Origin of the sequence: Streptomyces sp. NBC_00247 (assembly GCF_036188265.1) — a bacterium.
GTDB lineage: Bacteria > Actinomycetota > Actinomycetes > Streptomycetales > Streptomycetaceae > Streptomyces.
In genome coordinates this window covers 421,238-441,161 of the sequence record NZ_CP108093.1, presented here as the reverse complement: position 1 = coordinate 441,161, position 19,924 = coordinate 421,238, and the positions used below count along the sequence as shown (strand labels likewise).

Genomic DNA, 19,924 nt, shown 5'->3' with positions numbered 1-19,924 from the left:
GTGCACGGAGTAGTTCCTGACGACTGTGGAGCTAAGCAGGAGAGTTGGGGAGGGTCAATACCCTCAGTACACTGTTCTTTCCTTGGCGGGCCGATACGGTTGTCGCCGACGAACCTGGGAGGGCGGGCTGTGTCCGCGGTCGATCTGAGCACCCATCCGGGCCATCTGGCCCGGCGCTTCCAGCAGGCACACCACCTGCTCTGGACCACGATGGTCTCCGAGGAGATCACCTCACCGCAGTTCGCCCTCCTCAACACGCTGATGGCCCAGCCCGGGCTCGACCAGCGGACGGCCGGGGAGCGGATCGGTCTGGACCGCTCGACCATCGCCGACCTGGTCACCCGGCTGCTGCGCCGGGGCCTGCTGGACAAGGTCCGCGATCCGCAGGACGGCAGACGGTCCGTGCTGCGCCTCACCGGGGCGGGCGCGCGCACCCACCGCAAGGTGGCGCTTCGGGCCGCCCGGATGAACCAGGTCTTCCTCGGCCCGCTCTCCGCCGACGAGCAGGGCGTATTCCTCGATCTGCTCCGCAGGGTCTCGGACGCGGCCGAGACCCTGCGCACCCCGACGGACCCGCCCCCGGCCCCGATGTACGGAACGGCTTCCGGCACCGCGAGCGGCTGACCGGGCGCCGGTCGGCAACGGCGGGGCGGCCTGGCCGCCTCGCCCGGCCGCCACCGGTCTTCACCGGAGGCACCGATTCCGGCCGGGGAAGGAGGGTGCGGCATGCGGGACCGTCCGCCACGGGCTGCCCGGGACACACCGGGGGCCGCGCCCCGGTCCGGTGCGCAGGGGGCGGGGCCCGGAGGAGCGCCTCCGTGATCGCCGGGCCGGAGCGGGCCGCGCTCCTGCGCAGGTCCGTCCGTGTCACCGTGGCGGCGAGCGCCGGCTTCCACCCCGTGCTGTACGCCGCCGGACTCCCGGTCACCGCCTCGTACGCGCTCTTCGCGCTCTTCGCCATGGGTCTGCTCTCCCGTCGATCTGGAGGTGTGCGGACCACGAGCCTGGGCCACCAGCTCGCGCGGATCGAGGCCGCACTCGACCCGCCGGAGCCGAACCGGCCGGACCCGCCGAAGCCGGAGCCGCCGGAGCCGAACCGGCCGGAACCGCCGAAGCCGAAGCCGGACCGACCGGAACCCCCGGAAGCGGAACCGCCGGAACCACCAGCACGCGAGGCGCCCCGACCGGACCCCGCCGGACGATATCTTTTACAGGTGTAATACCTGTTAAGGTAAATGGGTGAGTGAGACGACGACCCTTCCCCGGCGCCCATCCGTCCGCAGGCTTCCCCTGAAGGCGGCCCTCCGCCTCAACCACCCCTCGGACACCTGGTTCAAGCCGGCGCTGAGCGTGGTGGTCGCGTCCCTCGTACCGAATCTGCTGCTCTTCGCCGTCGACCGGCTGGACCTCGTGATGTACACGATGGCCGGGTCGCTCTGCGCCCTGTACGGGCACGCCCTCCCGTACGCCCGCCGCGCCGGGACCGTCGCGCGCGTGGTGGCCGGCATGATCGCCGGGCTGGCCGTGTCCCTGATCGCGGGTTCGCTCACCGACTCCACCACGATCCTCATCGCCGTCGGCGCCCTGCTCGCCGCCACCCAGAAGGCACTCTGCGACGCGTCCCGCATCGGGCCGCCCGGACACGTGATCTTCACCTTCGTCACCTCCGCGGCCCTCTTCGCGCCCCAGCACCTCGGCCAGGTACCGGGCCACCTCGCGCTCACCCTCGCCGCCGGCGCCTTCTCCTGGTGCGTCACCGTGGGGCCCGCCCTGCTGCGCCGCGAAGGACCCGAGCGCCGCGCCACCGCACGGGCCCTGGACGCGGCCGCCGCCTGCGTCGCCGACCCCGGACCGCGTACGCGCGGCGCCGCCGCCGCGGCGGTGCACGGAGCCTGGCAGACCCTGCTCGCCTCCGGCCGCGCCACGCCCGCCCGCCGGGCGCTCGAACGCCTCGTCGTGCACGCCGAAGCCGCGCTCGCCGAAAGCTCCCCGGCCGGCCACCGCGCCGCCGCCGACCCCGCGCGGCTGCGCGAGTGGGCCGCGCTGACCCGGGCCCGCGGACCCGTCCCGACGCCGCCGGCCGCCCCCGGCACCACCGCCGAGCTCTACGGCATCGACGCCGAACGCGCCGGCCGCCGGGCCCGTACGCACAGGGGCGAGCTGTTGCGCCGCCTCGGCCCCGGCTCCCACGTGCTGCCCATCGCCGTCCGCACCCTCATCGGCTGCGCCCTCGCCGGATACGTCTGCGAGGCGCTCGGCGTCGGCCGCCCCTACTGGGCCATCGTCACCGCCGCCTCCCTCTACCAGGCCAACGTCACCCTCTCCTGGAACCGGGCCCTGCAGCGCACGCTGGGCAACCTGCTCGGCGTGCTCGTCTTCGCCGCGGTCCTCCCGCTCACCCGGGTGAGCCCGCTGCTGCTGATCCTCTGCGTCCTCTGCTTCAACTTCGCCGCCGAGGCCCTCATCACCCGCAACTACTGGCTCGGCTCGGTCGCGGTCACCCCGATGGCGCTCCTGGTCATCGAGTTCGGCGGGACCCACCCCGCCGGAGAGCTCATCGGCGACCGGGTCATCGACACCGTGGTCGGAGCGGCGGTCGGGTTCCTCGCCTCCGTGCTGATCACCAACCGCCGGGCCACCGGCCGGGTCGAACGCGCCCTGGAGGCCACCGAGCGGGCCCGCGCCCACGCCGTACGCGTCCTCGCCGACGCGACCGCGGACCCCGCCGCCCTCGACGCGTCCCGCCGCGGGCTCACCGCCTCCCTGGTCGAGCTGCGCGAAGCCGGCGACACCGCCGCGGGGGAGTGGTGGCAGCGCGCCCTGCCGGAGGAGGACCTCGTGGCGGCCGAGCGGGCCGGACACCGTACGCTCGCCGCGACGGCACAACGGCAAGGGCTCATCTCCCTCGCCCCGGAGAACGGAGCGGTGTGAGCGACGACATCGTGGCCTCGGTGGTCCGGCAGTGGCAGGCGGTGAGCCCCGGTCTCGACACCGGGCCCATGGAGCTGATCGGCCGGATCAACCGCTGCGCGGCTCTCCTCCAGCAGGCCGAGGACGCCCCGCTGCGCGCCGCCGGACTCAACCGCGCGGAGTTCGACCTGCTCGGCGCGGTGCGCCGGACCGGCCGTGAACTCACCCCCGGCGAACTCGCCCGGGAGACGTTCTCCTCCGGGGCCGCCGTGACCAAGCGGCTTCGCGCCCTCCAGGAACGCGGCCTCGTCGAGCGCCGGGGCGACGACCGGGACCGCAGGGTCGCCCTCGTCCGTCTCAGCGAGGAGGGGCGCGCCCTCGTCGACCGGCTGCTGCCCCAGCAACTCGCCTACGAACGCACGGTCCTGGCCGGCCTGGACGAGCCCGCCCGCGACCGCCTCAGCGCCCAGCTCAGCGAGTTGCTGGTGCAGCTGGAAGGGCGTATCGGCGGCGCCGGGCGCTGACGTGCCCGGCGCTCGACCCGCCGTCGCCGCCGCCGTCGCCGCTGCGGTCAGCCGGCGTCCGGCCGCCCCGGCACCGCCGCCGACTGCCGCAACCGCAGCGCGTGTTCGCCCAGCTCGGCCTCGCCGCCCCGGTCCGCGGGCACCGAGGCCACCAGGGCCAGCCGGTCGCGCGGGCCCGAACCGGAGAGCGGCACCGCGACGGCGTTCATGCCCCGCGCCGACTCCCCGCCGTCGAGCGCGTACCCCCGGGCGCGGATCCGGTCCAGCTGCGCCAGCAGCGCGGTGCGGGAGGCCGTCGTACGTGCGGTGACCGGTTCCAGTTCCTCGTCGGGATAGAGGGCGTCGAGCTGCCCGGCCGTCATCAGGGCGAGGAGCATCTTGCCGCCCGCCGTCGCGTGCGCCGGGTGGGTCAGTCCCGTCCCCGGCCGCACCCGCACGGGGTGCGCGGACTCCCGCCCGTCCGTGACGATGATCCGGTCCCCGATCAGCGCGACCGCCTGCACGGTCTCCCCGGTGCGCCGGACGGCGTCGTCCAGCACGAGGGCCACCCGTTCCCGGACGGCGGCACCGAACCACGCCGGGCTGCCCAGCCTCATCAGTTCCGGCCCCGCCGAGTAACCCCGCCCCGAGGCGTCACGCCCGGCGAACCCGCGGCCCTCCAGCGTGGTGAGCACCCGGTGCGCGGTGGAACGCCCCACCTCCAGCAGCCCGGCGGCCTGGCTGACGGTGAGCGTCTCATGGGTCAGGAACAGCCGCATCAGCCGTAGACCGGTGTCCAGCGACTCGATGGTGTAGCCCGGTGTCGATGCCATGCGGTGCCCGCTCTCATCCGGTACTCGCCGAGGACGTGCGGAGACGCGGACGGTCCTCGCCGCCCGTCGAGCGGGGCGACTTTGCCCGCCACTCTTCCGCAGGGCGCGAATCCGCCCCTTTCGATCCTCTTCGACTGTGTGTGCGTACGTACTGCCCTGCGGGACGGACGGGTGAGGCCCTCCCGGCGGCGAGCTTAGGGCTACTCGTCCCGTGGGTGCCGCAGCCCGCACCGGGTTGTCCCGCGAAAGAGTCCGGTCGCCCGGGATGATTACGGTCGGTTCTCGTGAAGCCCCGTACGTCTTCGTACCACTGTGCGGTACGAGAGCCCGGAAACCTGCCTGTACGGCGCCCGTCGTCACTATCCGCGCACGTCCGGAAGCGTTGAGTACGAAAACTGGCGAGTGTATTACCCGCGAAGGGTGCGCGCAGGGCGTTGGGCGAATGTGCCGACCCCCTGTTCTGATCTGGCTAAGCTCACGCGCAGTGAAGCCGAGTTGGCACCAATTCGCGCACATGTTCATGAGTGTCAGCACCTGTGGGCAAACATCCCGGAATCAACCGCCAGAGGGTTTTTAGATGGTCCGTGTTGAATCACCACCGACCGACCGACGGATCCCCGTCGTCCGCGTACTCCTCCTGCCCGTCGCACTGGTCGTCGGAGCCTGCGCGCTGGGCATCACGCTGGTAGCGGACGCCGCGCGGATACCACTCGCCGTGAGCGGCGCGCTCGGCGCCGTCGTGGTCGGTGCGCTCGCCGTCGCACTGAACCGCCGACGGCGCGAGACACGCGTCCTGAGCGCGCGGTACGAACAGCGCATCGCCCAGCTGGAACTGCGCATCGCCGCACACGACGAAGAGACCGTGCGGCTCACCAAGGAACTGATGCCCTCCGCCATCAGGATGCTGCGCGCGAGCAACTCGCCCGAAGAAGTCATGCGGGAGGTGGTGGACGGGGACGAGTCCTACCGCAACCTCCCCAAGGCGCTGCGGCGGCTCGTCTACACCGTGCTGCAGATCATCGACGACGAGGAGGCCCGGCGTGACTCCGCGCAGCGCGCCTTCGTCAGCGTCGCCCGGCGCGTGCAGGCCATCGTCCACCGTCAGGCGAGCGAACTGCGGGAGATGGAGGACCACTACGGGCGCAACCCCGAGGTCTTCGACGACCTGCTCCGCATCGACCACGGCACCGCGCTGATCGGCCGTCTCGCCGACTCCATCGCCGTGCTCGGCGGTGCGCGCCCCAGCCGTCAGTGGCCCAAGCCCGTACCGCTGTTCAGCGTGCTGCGGGGTGCCATGTCCCGCATCCTGGAGTACCAGCGCGTCGATCTGCACTCGATCGCCAAGGTCGCCATCGTCGGCACCTCGGTCGAGCCGCTCATCCACGCTTGCGCCGAACTCCTCGACAACGCCACGCGCTACTCGCCGCCGCAGACCCGCGTGCACGTCACCGCGGTCGAGGTGCAGACGGGAATCGCGATCGAGATCGAGGACGGCGGCGTCAGCCTCAGCGAGGAGGCCCGCTCCCGGGCGGAGAACATGCTCGCCCAGGCCCAGGCCGGCATCAACATGAACGACCTCGGGGAGTCCCCGCGCCTCGGCATGGCCGTCGTCGGCCGGCTGTCGCGCATGTACCAACTCCAGGTATCGCTGCGCCAGTCCGCGTACGGCGGCGTCCGGGCCGTACTCATCGTGCCCCGGGACATGATCACCACCGGGCCCGCACCCGGCATCGCCCACGGCATCGGCGCCACCTCGCGGCCCACCAGCTCGCTGGACATGTCGCAGCTCCAGCACGTGGTGCCCCCCGCCGGAAAGCGGAAGGCCAGGGTCGAGGCCACCGGCCCGGTGCCCTCGGCAGTCGCCTCACCGGCTGCGTCCGCGCGCCCGGCCGCGCCCGCCGCGGCCCTGGAGGACGAAGTCCCCGTGGTGACCGAGTGGACCGAGAACGGCCTGCCCCAACGCCGCAGCAGGGGCCGCGCCCCGCTCGGCTCGCACAACCTCCCGCAGCAGACCCCGGCGCCGGCGACGGAAGGCGTTCCGGGGGCCCTCGACGGTGCCGCCCCGCAGACCGGTGGCCGCGCGGCCGGCGAGGAAAAGCCCCCCGGCCTCTGGCTGGAGGCGTTCACCAAGGCCGTCAACGGCGTGCCGCACGACCCCAAGAACGGCGAAGACTCTGACGACGCGTGGGACAAGGGAGACCTCAAGTGATCCAGCAGCGGGGAAACATGGACTGGATGCTCAAGGAGCTGGCCGACGACGTTCCGAGCATCCACCAGATCGTGGTGCTCTCCTCGGACGGACTGCGGATCGCCATGCACGGCGGAGACCCGGACGTGGGCGACCGGCTGGCCGCGGCCTGCGCCGGCCTGCAGAGTCTGGCCGCCGCCGTCGCCTCCGAAATCCCCTACAGCGACGGCCTGATGAAGCTCGTGGTCATCGAGGTGACCGGCGGATTCTTCTACCTGATGGCGGCCGGCACGGGCGCCTACCTCGCGGTACTCGCCGGTGAGACGGTCGACGCCGGGCTCGTCGGCGCGCGCATGCGCGACATGGTCGTCCGGATCGGGGCGCATCTGACCAGCCCGCCGCGCCACGACGGGCAGGCCGGATGAACGCTCCCCGACGGGAACGCCGCAATGCCGACCCGGCGCTCAACGATCCCGAGCGCCTGTACGTCATCACCGGCGATCTTGACGGCAGCGAGCGGGCAGCCCTCGACCTGGTCACCATGGTCGTCGCCCAGGCGGAACCCTCACCGACGTTCCAGCCGGAGCAGGCCGCGATCCTGCGGCTCTGCCAGGCACCTCTGTCGGTCGCCGAGATCTCCGCGTATCTCGGCCTCCCGTTCAGCGTCGTCACCTCCCTCCTGACCGAATTACTCGCGACCGAACTGATCGAATCGCGGGCACCCATCGTCCGCGCCACTCTCCCCGACAGGTCCCTTCTCGAAGCGGTGATGCATGGACTTCAGAAGCTCTGACACGATCACCGGCCCCCGTACCGAGGACGTCCTGCCCACCACGGCCACCGCCGCGGTGAAGGTGGTGATCGTCGGCGGGTTCGGGGTCGGCAAGACGACCATGGTCGGTTCGGTCAGCGAGATCCGGCCTCTGACGACCGAAGAGACCATGACGCAGGCAGGCGTCGGCGTCGACGACAACGCCGGGGTGGAGAGCAAGACCGCCACCACCGTCGCCATGGACTTCGGCCGGATCAGCCTCAGCGAGGAACTGATCCTCTACCTGTTCGGCACGCCGGGCCAGGAACGCTTCTGGTTCCTGTGGAACGGCCTCTTCGAGGGCGCCCTCGGTGCCGTCGTGCTGATCGACACCCGCCGCCTCGAAACCAGCTTCGACGTCATCGGACGCCTGGAAGAGCGCGGGGTGCCGTTCGTCGTCGCCGTCAACACCTTCCCCGACGCCCCGCACCATCCGGTCGAGTCGCTGCGGCGGGCGCTCGACCTGCCCGACGAAGTCCCCATGATCGACTGCGACGCGCGGCTGAGGACGTCGAGCCGGGACGTGCTGATGACGCTCATGCGCTACCTGCACAGCCTGGCCGTACCTCTCGCATGACGTCCGGGTGGCCTGCCGGACCGTCCGGCAGGCCACCCGGACACGAGCCGCGCGGCGCCGGGGGTGTCCGGTGGAGCAGGCCGGTCCCGGCGCGGCTCCGGCGCCACGCGTCGTTCCGGCGCGAGGTGCCGGACCGGGCACCCGTCCCCGGCCGCGGTCCGCCGGGACCCCCTGAGAGCTGTCCCCGAAGCCCCCTCTCCGCCCGCGCGGCACGCCCGCGCGACCCTGTGAAGCCTCATCCCTGGAGCCACTGTGACAACCCCCTTCTCCCACGAACCCGGAGCACCGGCGGGAGCCGCCCCGCCGCCAGGGTGCCCCGCCCACGGACTCGGCCCCGGCGGGCTGCGCCGCTACTACGGCCCCGAGGTGGAGAACGACATCGTCGGGCTGAACGAGAAGCTGCGCGCCGAACACGGCAGCGTCGCCCCGGTGCTGCTCCACGGTGACGTACCCGCCTGGCTCGTCCTCGGCCACAGCGAGAACCTCCACGTCACCCGGACCCCCTCGCAGTTCTCCCGCGACTCCCGGCGCTGGCGCGCCCTGCAGGACGGCACCGTGGGCCCCGAGCACCCCCTCGCGCCGATCTTCACCTACCAGCCCGTGTGCGTCTTCGCGGACGGCGCGACCCATGAACGCCAGCGCGGCGCGATCACGGACAGCATGGGCCGGATCGACACGCGCGGCGTGCGGCGCCACATCAACCGGTTCAGCAACCGCCTCGTCAACGACTTCTGCCTCAAGGGCACCGCCGACATCGTCAGCCAGTTCGCCGAACACCTGCCGATGATGGTCATGTGCGCGATCTTCGGCATGCCCGAGGAGTACGACGACCGGCTGGTGCAGGCCGCCCGCGACATGACGCGCGGCACCGAGACCGCCGTCACCAGCAACGCGTACGTCGTCGGCGTGCTCACCCGCCTCGTGGAGCGCCGCCGCACCTCCCCGGAGTCCGACTTCGCCAGCTGGCTGGTCGAGCACCCCGCCGCGATGAGCGACATCGAGGTCATCGAACACCTCCGGCTGACGCTCATCGCGGCGTACGAGTCCACCGCCAACCTGATCGCCAACGTGATCCGGATGGTGCTGACCGACCCCCGCTTCCGGGCGCGGCTCAGCGGCGGCCACATGACCGTCCCCGAGGCGGTGGAGCAGACGCTCTGGGACGAGCCCCCGTTCTCCGCCGTCTTCGGCCGCTGGGCGGTCGGCGACACCGAGCTCGGCGGGAAGCACATCAAGGCCGGCGACGCCATGCTCATCAGCATCGCGGGAGCCAACAGCGACCCCGCCGTCCGGCCCGACCTCAGCGCCGGCATGGAGGGCAACCGCGCCCACCTCGCCTTCAGCGGCGGCCCCCACGAGTGCCCGGGGCAGGACATCGGCCGCGCCATCGCGGACGTCGGGGTCGACGCGCTACTCATGCGGCTGCCCGACCTCGAACTCGCCGTGGAGGAGAGCGGGCTGCGCTGGATGGGCAACATCATGTCGCGCCATCTGACCGAACTCCCCGTCCAGTTCGCGCCCAGTCCGCAACAGGAGATCGACGACGAACCCATGACGGCGATGGCCGCCCGCTCCGGCCCCCGCAGCGACTGGGAGATCTCGTCCTCGCCGCGCACGTCCGGCCGGCCGGCCGGCGGCAAGGAGACCGCCGCGCCCCAGGCCGACGGCGACCCGGCCCCGGTGATCCCGGACCAGCGCACCCGGAGCACCACGGGCCGGCTGTGGCAGGCCGTCTCCAGCTGGTGGAAGGGGTACTGACCAGTACTGACCGACGGACACGGGACGCCCGGACCACCCGGGAACGTGCCGGGCCGGGCACGGCCTCCGGCACGCCCGGCGGGCCGGAGCCCCGGCCCGCCGCCCCTCGCGTCCCGGCGGGCCGGAGCCGGACCCGTACCATCGAGCAGCGTGAAGCTGACAATTCTTGGCGGTGGCGGATTCCGGGTCCCCCTGGTGTACGGGGCACTGCTCGGCGATCACGCCGAGGGCCGCGTCTCCCGGGTCACCCTCTACGACACGGACCACGACCGCCTCACGGCCGTCGCCCGGGTGCTGGACGAACAGGCCCGGGGAGTACCGGACGCACCCGTCGTCCTGGCCACGACCGACCTCGACGAGGCCCTGAAGGGCGCGGACTTCGTCTTCTCGGCGATCCGGGTCGGCGGGCTCGCCGGTCGTGCCGCCGACGAACGGGTGGCCCTGGACGCCGGGGTACTGGGGCAGGAGACGGTAGGGGCGGGCGGCATCGCGTACGGGCTGCGCACCGTTCCGGTCGCGGTCGACCTCGCCCGCCGCATCGCCCGGCTCGCCCCGGACGCCTGGGTCATCAACTTCACCAACCCCGCCGGCATGGTGACCGAGGCGATGTCCCGGCACCTGGGGAACCGGGTCGTCGGCATCTGCGACACCCCCGTGGGGCTGGGCCGCCGGATCGCCCGGGTCCTCGGCGCCGACCCGGACCGCGCCTGGATCGACTACGCGGGCCTCAACCACCTGGGCTGGGTCCAGGGCCTGTACGTGAACGGGCGCGACGAGCTTCCCCGGCTGCTCGCCGACGACACGTTGCTCGGCTCCTTCGAGGAGGGGAAGCTCTTCGGCACCGACCTGATCCGCTCGCTCGGCGCCGTCCCCAACGAGTACCTGCACTACTACTACTTCAACCGCGAGGCGGTCCGCGCCTACCAGCAGGCCGAGCTGACCCGGGGCGCCTTCCTCCGCGAGCAGCAGCAGGGTTTCTACGCGCGCATGCGTGAACCCGGCACACCCGCCCTCGCCACCTGGGACCGCACCCGCGCCGAGCGCGAGGCCACCTACATGTCGGAGAACCGCGAGGTCGCGGGGGCCGGGGACCGTGCCGCGAGCGATCTGGAGTCAGGCGGCTACGAACAGGTCGCCCTCGCCCTCATGCGCGCCGTCGCCCGCAACGAGCGCACCTCACTGATCCTCAACGTCCGCAACGGCAACACCCTTTCGGTGCTCGACGCGGACGCCGTGGTCGAAGTGCCCTGCCTCGTCGACGCGAACGGCGCCCACCCGGTGGCCGTGAGCCCGCTTCCGTACCACGCGGCCGGACTCGTCACCTCCGTGAAGGCCGTCGAACGCGCCGTGCTCGACGCGGCCGAAAGCGGATCACGCTCCGCCGCCGTCCGGGCGTTCGCGCTGCACCCGCTCGTGGACTCCGTCCACGTGGCCCGCGAGCTGGTCGACGCGTACACCCTCGTCCACCCCCAGCTGGCCTACCTCGAACGGCCCTGACCTCCCACCGTGACGGTCCGGCCCGCGACCCGGGCCGGACCGCCGACGGCCGGGGCCCGACGGACTCCCCCGAGCACCGTCAGGTCCGCGAGCGCCTCGGACGCCGTCACCGGGTCCAAGGCGCCGAACATGTGGTGGTACGTCCCGCGGGGCCAGTGGTCCCCCGGGCGGTCGCCGAGCCAGACCGCTTCCAGCCGCTGCTCGGGGAATGCCTCCGGGGAACCGGCCACGATGCCCTCGTAGAAGCCGACGACGAGGTACAGCTCCTCGCCGAGGCGTTTGGAGATCCAGCCCTCGACCCCGGCGTCCTGCGGCGCACCACGTTCCCAGCCGCGCCGCTCCAGGCCCAGCACCGCGACCGTGGGCACGGTGACGCCCTCGAAACGCGCCAGCCGATTGCTCGTCCGCTCCTCGTCCGTCAGGGAGAAGACCTCGCGCTCCAGTTGGGGGAACGGCTGGGACAGCTCCTGGCGGGCGAAGACCTCGGACCAGACCTTCAGCCCGTCGCCGAGACGGAGCGGGTGGGCCAGCCGGACGGAACCACGAGAGGGCAGCGCGAACGCCTGGTCGCGCACGTCGGCCAACGTCCTCTCCCCGGTGACCCGGAAGGCGGTCGTCGTACCCCGGGACTCGCTCAGCCACACCAGCCGCCGCACCAGGTGCCCCACCAACGGATGGGCGACGAACAGGTCCTGGAACTCCCGTGCCGACCAGGACCGGCCCGAGACCATGGCCGCCTCCAGGCGTCGCACCTGTCCGGAGGCGACGGTCCGCACATCCTTCTTCAGCGCCAGGAACCGCTTGCGCCCCTCCGTGGCCAGATCCCCGTCGTCCCGGGCCACCGGGGCCGGCAGATCCTTGCGCCGTTTCCCCGCCCCGTCCAGGACGTACGGACCGAGGCGTTCGTCGAAGCCGACGGTGAACCGGCGCGGGCCGTAGTCCACGACCGTCGAGCCGTCCGCGTCCAGCCCGAAGTCCGGCACCAGCCGGTCCGACAGCTGTTCGGCGGTGAGCCCCAGCACCGCGGCCACCTCGGCGATCTTCTCCTGGGCGCGCGTCTTCAACGCCTTGAACTTCACCCGCCGGCCGATGTCGTGCAGCTGCAGCAGTGCCACCTCGCTGCCGATCGCCGCCAGCACGTCCAGTCCTTCGACCGCCCGGTGGTGCGCGCCCTCGCCGGGCCAGGCGCGGACGACCGGTGTGAGACGCCGGACGGTCTCGTCGTTCCCCACCTCGCCCAGGACGTACAGCGCCCAGGACTCCCTGGTCGGCAGTCGCGCGTCGAGCCACTGCTCGAAGACGGCCCAGGCGAACCCGGCGAGCGAGTCCGGTGCGGTGGCCGCGCGCAGCGCGGCGACACCCGGGTAGACCTCGCCCGGCCGTGAGAGCGCGAACATCGTCAGGGCGTTGCGCACCACCTCGGCGGGCAGCGCCTCACCGGTACGCGTCAGCAGTTGCGGCAGGAGCCCCGGCTCCGCCCAGTTCGGCAGTACCGGCAGCTTCTCCGGCAGCGCGCGCTCCAACGGGTCGCTGATCAGCAGCGCCTCCACCGACCGCACCGCGTCGGCGCAGTAGCGGTCCGCGGCCTCGCGGACCGTCCGCTCGCCGTGCACCGCCGCGATCTGGAGCAGCGCCCGTTCGGCCGCACGCCGAGGGGCACCCGGCTTGCCGACCGCGTCCGGTACCAGGAACACCGCTGCCGCGGCGCCGTGGCGCGCGAACCACGTCCGGGCCGTCGCGGCGGTGGACTTCAGCCGGGCCGCCCAGTCGGCCATGTGCCGGGCGACGGCCGCGTCCACGAACGGCAGGAACAGCGCCGCCATGGTGCTCGGCTGGCGGGGGACGGTGCGCAGCAGGAGCGGCAGCGCGTCGATCCCGAAGCGCGCGACGATCGGCCGCAGGGTGTCCGCCCCGTCCCAGAGGTCCGTCGGCCCCCAGGTGGCCAGGGCCGGTGCGACGCGCTCCACGGGTGCGTGCAGGAAGATCCAAGCGGGCCGCAGCCCGGTGCTGTTCAGCCCTTCGAGCTGGGAGGAGAACACCTTCTCGTAATCGCCGTCGTGCTGGGGGCGGGTGTACCAGGTGGAACAGCGCGCCCACTCCTCCCGCTCGCCCGGGAGCCAGCGCAGCTCCGGCGCGGGCAGAGCGTCCTCGCCGGTGTTCACCGGGACGGCGGCACCGGCGCGCGGGCGGGACCACGGGGGCCGTGTGAGCCCGGTGGGCAGGGACGCCAGGGACGCCTCGGGGAAGCGGGACACCGGGTTCAGCAGCGGGCCCACCACCTCCGCCAGATCCTCCGGCAGCGTCGGCAGCAGGGCGGACACCAGCGGGCGGTGGGTGTTGATGTGGGCGTGCAGCAGCTGCCGCGAGGCACGCGACCTCGTGGGCGTGTTGTACCGGACGTCGGCGGAGAGCAGCCGCAGGGCCCGTACCGGATAGCGGCGCATCGCGTCGAGCAGTGCCGCGCGGACCTGCTTCAGCTCCTTGTGGTGGAGCAGGACGTTGAAGGCCTCGTCGGTGGGGAGTTCGGTGAGCGCCGCGGAGACCGCCTTGACGCCCTCGGAGTAATGCTGGCCGTGATCGAGGTACTTCCGGAGCAGCGGTGCGACGGCCGTCCCGAGGCCATCGGCGAGCGTCGCGATCACGGCGAGGGTGTGGTCCGGACGGTACGACAGCCGGGCCAGCTGGTCGGCCGACGTCAGCGAGCAGAGCACCATGCGCTGCAGGACGTAGTGGTCCTCGGCGAGCACGGCCGGCTCCGACAGGAGGGCGTCGACCCACTCCGTCTCGCTCGGGGCCAGGAAGGCGGCGGCGATCCGGTGGTGGCAGTCCCCGCGGGCGGCCTCCAGCGCCGCCACGGTGGCGCGGTAGGTGGGCTCGTCCGCCGCGGCGATGTGGGCGCGGGCCCGGGCGGCCACGTTCAGCGAGCCGTGGTGCCAGTGCAGGGAGGAGGAGAGGGAGACCCGCTTCAGCGCACCCTTCACCCGCCGTCCCAGGGCGTGGTAACTGTGCGCCTTGATGGTCTGGAGCTCCTGGGCCGCGCGTGCGGCGAAGGGCAGCCCGCACTCCGCCACCCAGGTGTCCACCCAGCTCGAAGGAGCCGTCTCCCCCAAGGAGACGACGGCCGCCAGCGCGGCGGCCCCGGCGGGTGAGGGACTGCCGGCGAGATGGGCCCGGGTCGCCTCGACGAGGTCGGGGTCCGAGCCGGGCTCGGTGAGTATCAGCTCGATCCAGGCCGCCTCACCGGCGATCCGTTCCCCGACCTGCGCCAAGGTCTCCTCGGTGGGCCTGCTCAGGGGTCGGGCGCAGCCGCCCCGCCGGGGGTAAAGCACCCGGCGCCAGCTCAGCGGGAGTTCGAAGGTGTCTTCGTCCGGCAGCACCGGCGCTCCCCGCACACCGGACCGGACGGCGGCCACGGGCACCGCGTGGGGGTGCGCGGTGGCGGTGGAGAGGGGGGCGGTCGGGGCGGACGCGGACGCCGCCACCTCCTCGTACCCCTTGCGCACCTTCTCCGCTATGGTCCTGCGGACCTTCGCGTGCGCAGCCTCCTCGGAGGCGTACTCCTGCGTCCGGGTGCGTCCTTCGGACCCGCAGCGGCCGTACCGCACGGTGACCGCGACGCCGACCGCCCCGGTCTCCCAGAACTTCGACGCAGTGCCTTCCACCAGCTCCCAGCGCCGCATCCGCGCCGCCCCCTCAACCTCAGTACGGCCCGCCGCTCGGCGGGTCTCCCGATCGCTGCATTCATTCTGGAACCGACCACTGACAGTGCCGTGCGACGGCGGGCCGGGCCCCGGAGTGCGGGTCCCGGCCGACCGGGTCGAGGGGGTCCCTCAGGGAGTGGAGACCGCCCGTCGGCCGCCGAGGGCTCCCCAGCTCGGCGTCACCCCGGCCACCTGGCACACCATCAGGAACAGCGGGATCGGAGGCGTGTAGGGGGTGCGGCTGTCCGGCCCGTGGATGAGCCGGGGCCGGGGAACCGGTACGAGGCCCCCGGTGGCGTAGGCGACCGGCTCGGGCCAGTCCAGGTCCTGGTCGGACCCTGAAGGAACGATCCACCACCACACCTCGGCGGCCTCGAACACGCACCCGGTACGGGGCAGATGGGACAGGAGGTGGAATCCGTGCCGGGCGGGGACGCCCACCGCGTCGTACCCCAGGTTCGTGCTCAGCTCCGGAGGCAGCGGCAGCCGCGCCCGCGCGGGACCCGCGTGGCCCCCGTCCTTCGCGGTCCGGGGAGCGTGGTGGTCCCCGCGCAGCCGGGACAGCGCGCCCCTCAACACGTCTGCTCCGCGCCGAACCGCTCAAGGGCTCCGACACCTTCACCGGCCGGTCCGCGCGCTCCGGCGGCCGAGGCCGGCGGAGCGGAGCGACGACCGTACGCCGCGGCCCCGCAACGGGGCCCCGCGGGCCGGGGGATGGGCGCACTGCCAGGTGCCACGACCGAATCCTCACAGTGGTTGCCACGTCACGCCCGGACCTCGACGCAAGGGAGAGGGCGGGCGTGACCGAACGAATTGGTTCAGTCACCAACTCTCCCCCTGTCGCGGACACTTGGCAAGGGGCACTCTGAAACTTGCAGAGTGACCGTGTATTTGTCGCCACCCGCATGGCACACTGCTGACAGAAGAGACCATCGGAGGTCCGAAGTGAGCGAGCCCCGGTCAGCCCCGACCGTGGGGCAGGTCGTCCTCGGCAGGCGCCTGCAGGACCTGCGGGAGCGTGCCGGACTGACCCGCGACCAAGCGGCCAAGGTGCTCCGCGTCGCGTCCGCCACGGTCCGGCGGATGGAGACGGCCGAGGTCGCCCTCAAAATTCCCTACGTGCAGGCCCTGTTGCGTGCGTACGGGATCGGTGAGGAAGAGAACGACGCGTTCGTCGAGCTCGCCGAGGAGGCCAACAAGCCCGGCTGGTGGCAGCGTTACCACGACGTGCTGCCCGACTGGTTCAGCATGTACGTCAGCCTGGAGGGTGCGGCGAGCCTGCTGCGCATGTACGAACCGCACTTCGTGCCCGGACTCCTCCAGACCGAGGACTACGCCCGCTCCGTGATGCTGAGCGGCGCGATCGGCCAGTCCCGTCCCGAGGACATCGAGCGGCACGTCGCCCTGCGGATGGAGCGGCAGAGCCTGCTCGCGAAGGCGGACGCCCCGAGGCTGTGGGTGGTCATGGACGAGACAGTGCTGCGGCGTCCGGTCGGCACTCCCGAGGCCATGCGCGCACAGATCGACAAGCTCCTCGAAGCCTCCGAACAGACGCACATCACCCTCCAGATCGCGGAGTTCGCGACCGGCCACCACCCCGCGACCTACGGCCCGTTCGTGCTCTTCCGCTTCGGCGTGCCCGAACTCCCGGACATGGTCTTCAGCGAGTACCTGACCGGCGCCGTCTACTTCGACACGCGCCCGGAGGTGGCTTCCTACCTCGAGGCCATGGACCGCATGGCGGCCCAGGCCGCGACTGCACGACGCACGAAGGACATCCTCCGGGATTTCCGCAAGGAGCTGTGATGAGCGACATTTACAACGGCATGCCGGCCGCGGCCCTCGGCCTCGAAGGCTGGGCCAAGCCCTGGAGCGGGGGCAACGGAGGCAACTGCGTCGAGACCCTGAAGCTGGCGGACGGCAGGGTCGCCGTCCGCCAGTCCGCGGACCCCGACGGCCCGGCGCTCATCTACTCCACCGGCGAGATGGCCGCCTTCATCCAGGGCGCCAAGACCGGCCAGGCAGACTTCCTGCTGACCTGACCTGACCTGACCTGACCTGACCTTGGCCTGACCTGAGCTCGGCCTCCAACGGGTCCGTACCAGGTCCCGGGCTCCCGCCAGTGCCCGCCGTGGCCCGCGCGGGCTCGGCCCGGCCCCGGTCCAGCGCCGCGGGGCGCCGTGCCCACGCTGGTGCTCGGGCCGCCGGCGGCAGCTCGACCAGGGTCTTCACCGGCCCGTCCACGCACAGCACCGCGTCCGTGAGTTCGAAGAGTGCGTCCGCGCGGGCGCGACGGCACGCGTAGAACTCGTGTCGGCAGGCGCGGCAGTGCGAGGTCGGGCGGAAGCCGCTTCCCCGCCGCTGGGACGGACACCGGTTCCACGAGGGCGCGGCGGTCGCATCCGGAGGAGCGAGGCGTCTCAGCCGATCGGCTGGTCGGCGGTGGCGAACTCTGCGGTGACGTGGCCCAGTTCGTCGGCGGCTTCGCGGTGGCGGGGATTGTTCAGCCCGACGAGGGCGCGGTGGGCCGTGGTCAACGTCGCGCGGGCCTCGTCGTGGCGGTCGAGGTGGCGCAGGGTGATGCCGAGGTCGAGGCGGACGGGTTCGCTCCAGGCCGGCATCCGGCCTGCCTCCCAGTGGGCCAGGGCGGCACGCAGAGGGGATTCGGCCTGGCCCCATAGTCCCAGGGCCATGAGGTCGCTGCCGAGGTGATGACGGGTCTGCGCCACATAGGAAGCGATCAGGTCGTGCGGCGTCCCCGGCACCCCGGCGAGGCAGAGAGCCTCGCTGCGCCGGTGGATGACCAGGGCCTCGTCCGCACGGTCGGCGTAGCGCAGGTGCTGGCCCAGGGTAATGAGAATGGTGAGTTCGGCGAGGCGGACCTGCGGGTCCGTGTGGTCCCTGAGGTGGGCGGCTGCCTCGCGCAGCCGGTCGATGGACTCGTCGGTCCGTCCGAGCCGGCGGAGTGCTCCTGCTTCGTATCCCAGGGCCCATCCCGCCTGGAGCTGGTCTGCGGCCTCGTAGGCCGCGGGCAGGGCTGCTCGTGCGGCGGCCAGGGCGGCGGGGTAGTCGTGGAGGCAGAAGTTGTAGGCCCAGGCGAGGTAGTTGAGGTGGACGGCCTCGTCGCGCCTGCTGCCGAGCGCGCGGGCGGAGTCGACGGCCCGCTGGAACACCTCCGCCCACAGCTCCCAGTGCGCGGTCACGTCGGAGAACCAGTGCATCGCTTCGGCGGCGTCGACGACCTGCTGGTGCCGGCCTGCCGCCTGGGCGTGGCCCAGAGCGGCGAGCCACTGGGGCCGCTCGGCTTCCAGCCAGATCCGGGCCTGCTCGCGGTCGATGGGCGCGGTGGCCGGGTCGGGGTCGCCTTCGGGCGCGTCCTGGTGGCGGTCGGCGTCGAAGCGCAGTGCGGCGGTGGTGGCCCGGCGCAGGATCCACTGGGCGGCCCGGTCCTGGGCAGCGGTGATCTGGACGGGATCGTCATCCTCGACCAGTTGTTCGGCGGCGAACAGGCGCAGGAGGTCGTGGAAGCGGTAGCGGTCGGCGGTGGAGTGCGGCTGGAGCAGTCCGGCGTCGGTCAGCCGTTCGAGGCAGCGCGCGGCCTGGCGTGCGGGTATGCCCGCCAGCAGGGCTGCGGTGGTGGGGCTGAAGTCGGGGCCGCAGGCAAGTGAGGCGCGGCGGAAGACGGTGCGGGCGGCCGGGCTGAGCTGACGGTAGGACAACGTGAAGGCGGACCGTATCTGCAGGGAGCCTGCCCGCAGGGTGTCCAGGCGGTCCCCGTGAGCGGTGAGCTGGGTCACGAGTTTGGCCAGGGTCTCGCCGGGCCGGGAGGCCAGGCGCTGGGCGGCGATGCGCACGGCCAAGGGCAAGTAACCACAGAGTTCCGCGAGGTCGCGGGCAGCCTGTGTCTCCCGCTCGACCCGCTCCGAGCCGATGACACGGGTGAGGAGTTCGACCGCCTCCTCCCGGCGCAGCAGCGCGAGCTCGCTACGGTGGACGGCTTCCAGGCCGGCCAGCGAGCGGCGGCTGGTGACCAGGGTCAGACAGGCGCCGTGACCGGGCAGCAGGGGGCGGACCTGGTCCTCGTCGGCGGCGTTGTCCAGAAGCAGCAGCACCCGGCGCTCGCGCAGCACCGAGCGCAGCAGCCCGCCGCGCTCGTCGGTGGCGGCCGGGACATCGGTGTCGGCCACACCGAGAGCGTGCAGGAGCCGGGCGAGCACCTCGCGCGGCGGTGTGGGCTTCGGGTCCATGCCGCGCAGGTCGACGGCGTACTGCCCGTCCGGGAAACCCGGCGCCAGAGCATGGGCGGCGTGCACGGCGAAGGCGGTCTTGCCCAGCCCGGGCTGCCCGCAGATCACGGCGACCGGCGGTCGGGCGGGATCGAGGTGCCCGGCCAGGACCCGCAGCCCGGCCAGGGCGGGGCCGCGGGCGGTGAAGTCACCGAGATCACGCGGCAACGCCAGCCCGTGTCCGGCCGGCGACCCCGCGCCCGGCCCCGTCCCGGCCGACGCATGGGGCCCCGCCCCGCCGACGGCCCGCGGACGGCCCGACCGGGCGGCGTCCTCCAGCTCATGGCCCACCATGCCGTCCACTCCCAGGGCCGCGGCCAGTGCCTCCACCGTGCTCTGCCGCGGCCCCCGCGTCCGCCCGCGCTCCATGTCCGACAGCGCCCGCACGCTGATCCCCGCCCGCTGCGCCAGCCGCTCCTGGCTGATGCCCGCTCTTGTGCGCAGTGCGTGCAGCAGCTCGCCGAAATTCTTGTCGCCCACAGCTGTGGTCCCCCTGGTCTGCGTGGCCCGGCCGGAACGGCGTACCTCCTGGCAGTACTCACCGGCAGAAGTATGCGGGCCGCTCCATCCGCCGGTCGAACTTCCTGGTCCCCCCGGCCCGCACTGGATTGGATGAGGTGTGTCGGGCGCGGTCCTGAGCGCTTCCCGTACAGAGGGAAGACGCCGGGGCCCCGATCAGCACGCGCGGAAGCGCGCCTCGCGTCGCGCGGGGCGCCATGCCGGCCGCCCGACCGCGGGCGCCTGCTTCGCCGGCGCATCCAACCTCTTGCCGCGCGTCCGTTCACTTGTGCGGACGACTTTCTAGCCAAGGCCCCTTTACATGCACATATCGCGATTTCCAGATGCTTCCGGTCGACCTC

At 72.7% G+C, this 19,924-nt stretch carries 16 protein-coding genes; 12 read left to right on the top strand and 4 right to left on the bottom strand.

Annotated features, from left to right (window positions below):
- Nucleotides 1–129 precede the first annotated feature (129 nt).
- The 4 genes from OHT52_RS01655 (at nucleotide 130) to OHT52_RS01640 (ending at nucleotide 3,434) form a co-directional block, all read left to right on the top strand.
- Nucleotides 130–624, top strand: coding sequence for a MarR family winged helix-turn-helix transcriptional regulator (locus OHT52_RS01655; protein ID WP_328718288.1), 495 nt, complete (start codon nucleotides 130–132; stop codon nucleotides 622–624).
- A gap of 194 nt (nucleotides 625–818) precedes the next feature.
- Nucleotides 819–1,220 (top strand): hypothetical protein, encoded by a 402-nt coding sequence (locus OHT52_RS01650; protein ID WP_328718287.1) that lies wholly within the window; start codon nucleotides 819–821, stop codon nucleotides 1,218–1,220.
- 19 nt (nucleotides 1,221–1,239) lie between these two features.
- Nucleotides 1,240–2,931, top strand: a complete 1,692-nt coding sequence (locus tag OHT52_RS01645) for an FUSC family protein (RefSeq protein WP_328718286.1) — start codon at nucleotides 1,240–1,242, stop codon at nucleotides 2,929–2,931.
- A complete protein-coding gene (locus OHT52_RS01640; protein WP_328718285.1) occupies nucleotides 2,928–3,434 on the top strand; it encodes a MarR family winged helix-turn-helix transcriptional regulator in 507 nt (168 codons plus the stop codon). The genes OHT52_RS01645 and OHT52_RS01640 overlap by 4 nt, the downstream gene beginning before the upstream one ends.
- Before the next feature lie 47 nt (nucleotides 3,435–3,481).
- Here OHT52_RS01640 and OHT52_RS01635 read toward each other — a convergent pair whose 3' ends face one another.
- Entirely contained in the window at nucleotides 3,482–4,246 is a 765-nt protein-coding gene (locus OHT52_RS01635) for an IclR family transcriptional regulator (protein ID WP_328718284.1), read from the bottom strand.
- A gap of 577 nt (nucleotides 4,247–4,823) precedes the next feature.
- Here OHT52_RS01635 and OHT52_RS01630 point away from each other — a divergent pair.
- From OHT52_RS01630 to OHT52_RS01605, 6 genes are all read left to right on the top strand, one after another.
- On the top strand, nucleotides 4,824–6,455 hold the full coding sequence (locus OHT52_RS01630; RefSeq protein ID WP_328718283.1) for a sensor histidine kinase: 1,632 nt from the start codon (nucleotides 4,824–4,826) through the stop codon (nucleotides 6,453–6,455).
- Nucleotides 6,452–6,859, top strand: a complete 408-nt coding sequence (locus tag OHT52_RS01625) for a roadblock/LC7 domain-containing protein (protein ID WP_275491019.1) — start codon at nucleotides 6,452–6,454, stop codon at nucleotides 6,857–6,859. Before OHT52_RS01630 ends, OHT52_RS01625 begins: the two co-directional genes overlap by 4 nt.
- On the top strand, nucleotides 6,856–7,227 hold the full coding sequence (locus tag OHT52_RS01620) for a DUF742 domain-containing protein (RefSeq protein ID WP_266711909.1): 372 nt from the start codon (nucleotides 6,856–6,858) through the stop codon (nucleotides 7,225–7,227). The genes OHT52_RS01625 and OHT52_RS01620 overlap by 4 nt, the downstream gene beginning before the upstream one ends.
- Nucleotides 7,208–7,822, top strand: a complete 615-nt coding sequence (locus tag OHT52_RS01615; protein WP_328718282.1) for a GTP-binding protein — start codon at nucleotides 7,208–7,210, stop codon at nucleotides 7,820–7,822. Before OHT52_RS01620 ends, OHT52_RS01615 begins: the two co-directional genes overlap by 20 nt.
- 252 nt (nucleotides 7,823–8,074) lie before the next feature.
- Nucleotides 8,075–9,580: a cytochrome P450 gene (locus tag OHT52_RS01610; RefSeq protein ID WP_328718281.1), complete on the top strand. Its 1,506-nt coding sequence runs from the start codon at nucleotides 8,075–8,077 to the stop codon at nucleotides 9,578–9,580.
- Between the two features lie 150 nt (nucleotides 9,581–9,730).
- Entirely contained in the window at nucleotides 9,731–11,077 is a 1,347-nt protein-coding gene (locus tag OHT52_RS01605) for a 6-phospho-beta-glucosidase (protein ID WP_328718280.1), read from the top strand.
- Here the strand turns inward: OHT52_RS01605 and OHT52_RS01600 are convergent.
- Complete coding sequence (locus OHT52_RS01600) at nucleotides 11,059–14,757, bottom strand: DUF4132 domain-containing protein (protein ID WP_328718279.1); 3,699 nt, start codon at nucleotides 14,755–14,757, stop codon at nucleotides 11,059–11,061. The genes OHT52_RS01605 and OHT52_RS01600 overlap by 19 nt on opposite strands.
- Nucleotides 14,758–14,907: 150 nt before the next feature.
- Nucleotides 14,908–15,357 (bottom strand): hypothetical protein, encoded by a 450-nt coding sequence (locus OHT52_RS01595; protein ID WP_443046454.1) that lies wholly within the window; start codon nucleotides 15,355–15,357, stop codon nucleotides 14,908–14,910.
- Between the two features lie 366 nt (nucleotides 15,358–15,723).
- Between OHT52_RS01595 and OHT52_RS01590 the strand changes: the two genes are divergently transcribed.
- Both OHT52_RS01590 and OHT52_RS01585 read left to right on the top strand, forming a co-directional pair.
- Nucleotides 15,724–16,584, top strand: a complete 861-nt coding sequence (locus tag OHT52_RS01590; protein ID WP_328718278.1) for a helix-turn-helix domain-containing protein — start codon at nucleotides 15,724–15,726, stop codon at nucleotides 16,582–16,584.
- A complete protein-coding gene (locus OHT52_RS01585; protein WP_328718277.1) occupies nucleotides 16,584–16,820 on the top strand; it encodes a DUF397 domain-containing protein in 237 nt (78 codons plus the stop codon). Before OHT52_RS01590 ends, OHT52_RS01585 begins: the two co-directional genes overlap by 1 nt.
- A 378-nt stretch (nucleotides 16,821–17,198) precedes the next feature.
- Here OHT52_RS01585 and OHT52_RS01580 read toward each other — a convergent pair whose 3' ends face one another.
- Nucleotides 17,199–19,544, bottom strand: a complete 2,346-nt coding sequence (locus OHT52_RS01580; protein ID WP_328718275.1) for an ATP-binding protein — start codon at nucleotides 19,542–19,544, stop codon at nucleotides 17,199–17,201.
- Nucleotides 19,545–19,924: the final 380 nt, after the last annotated feature.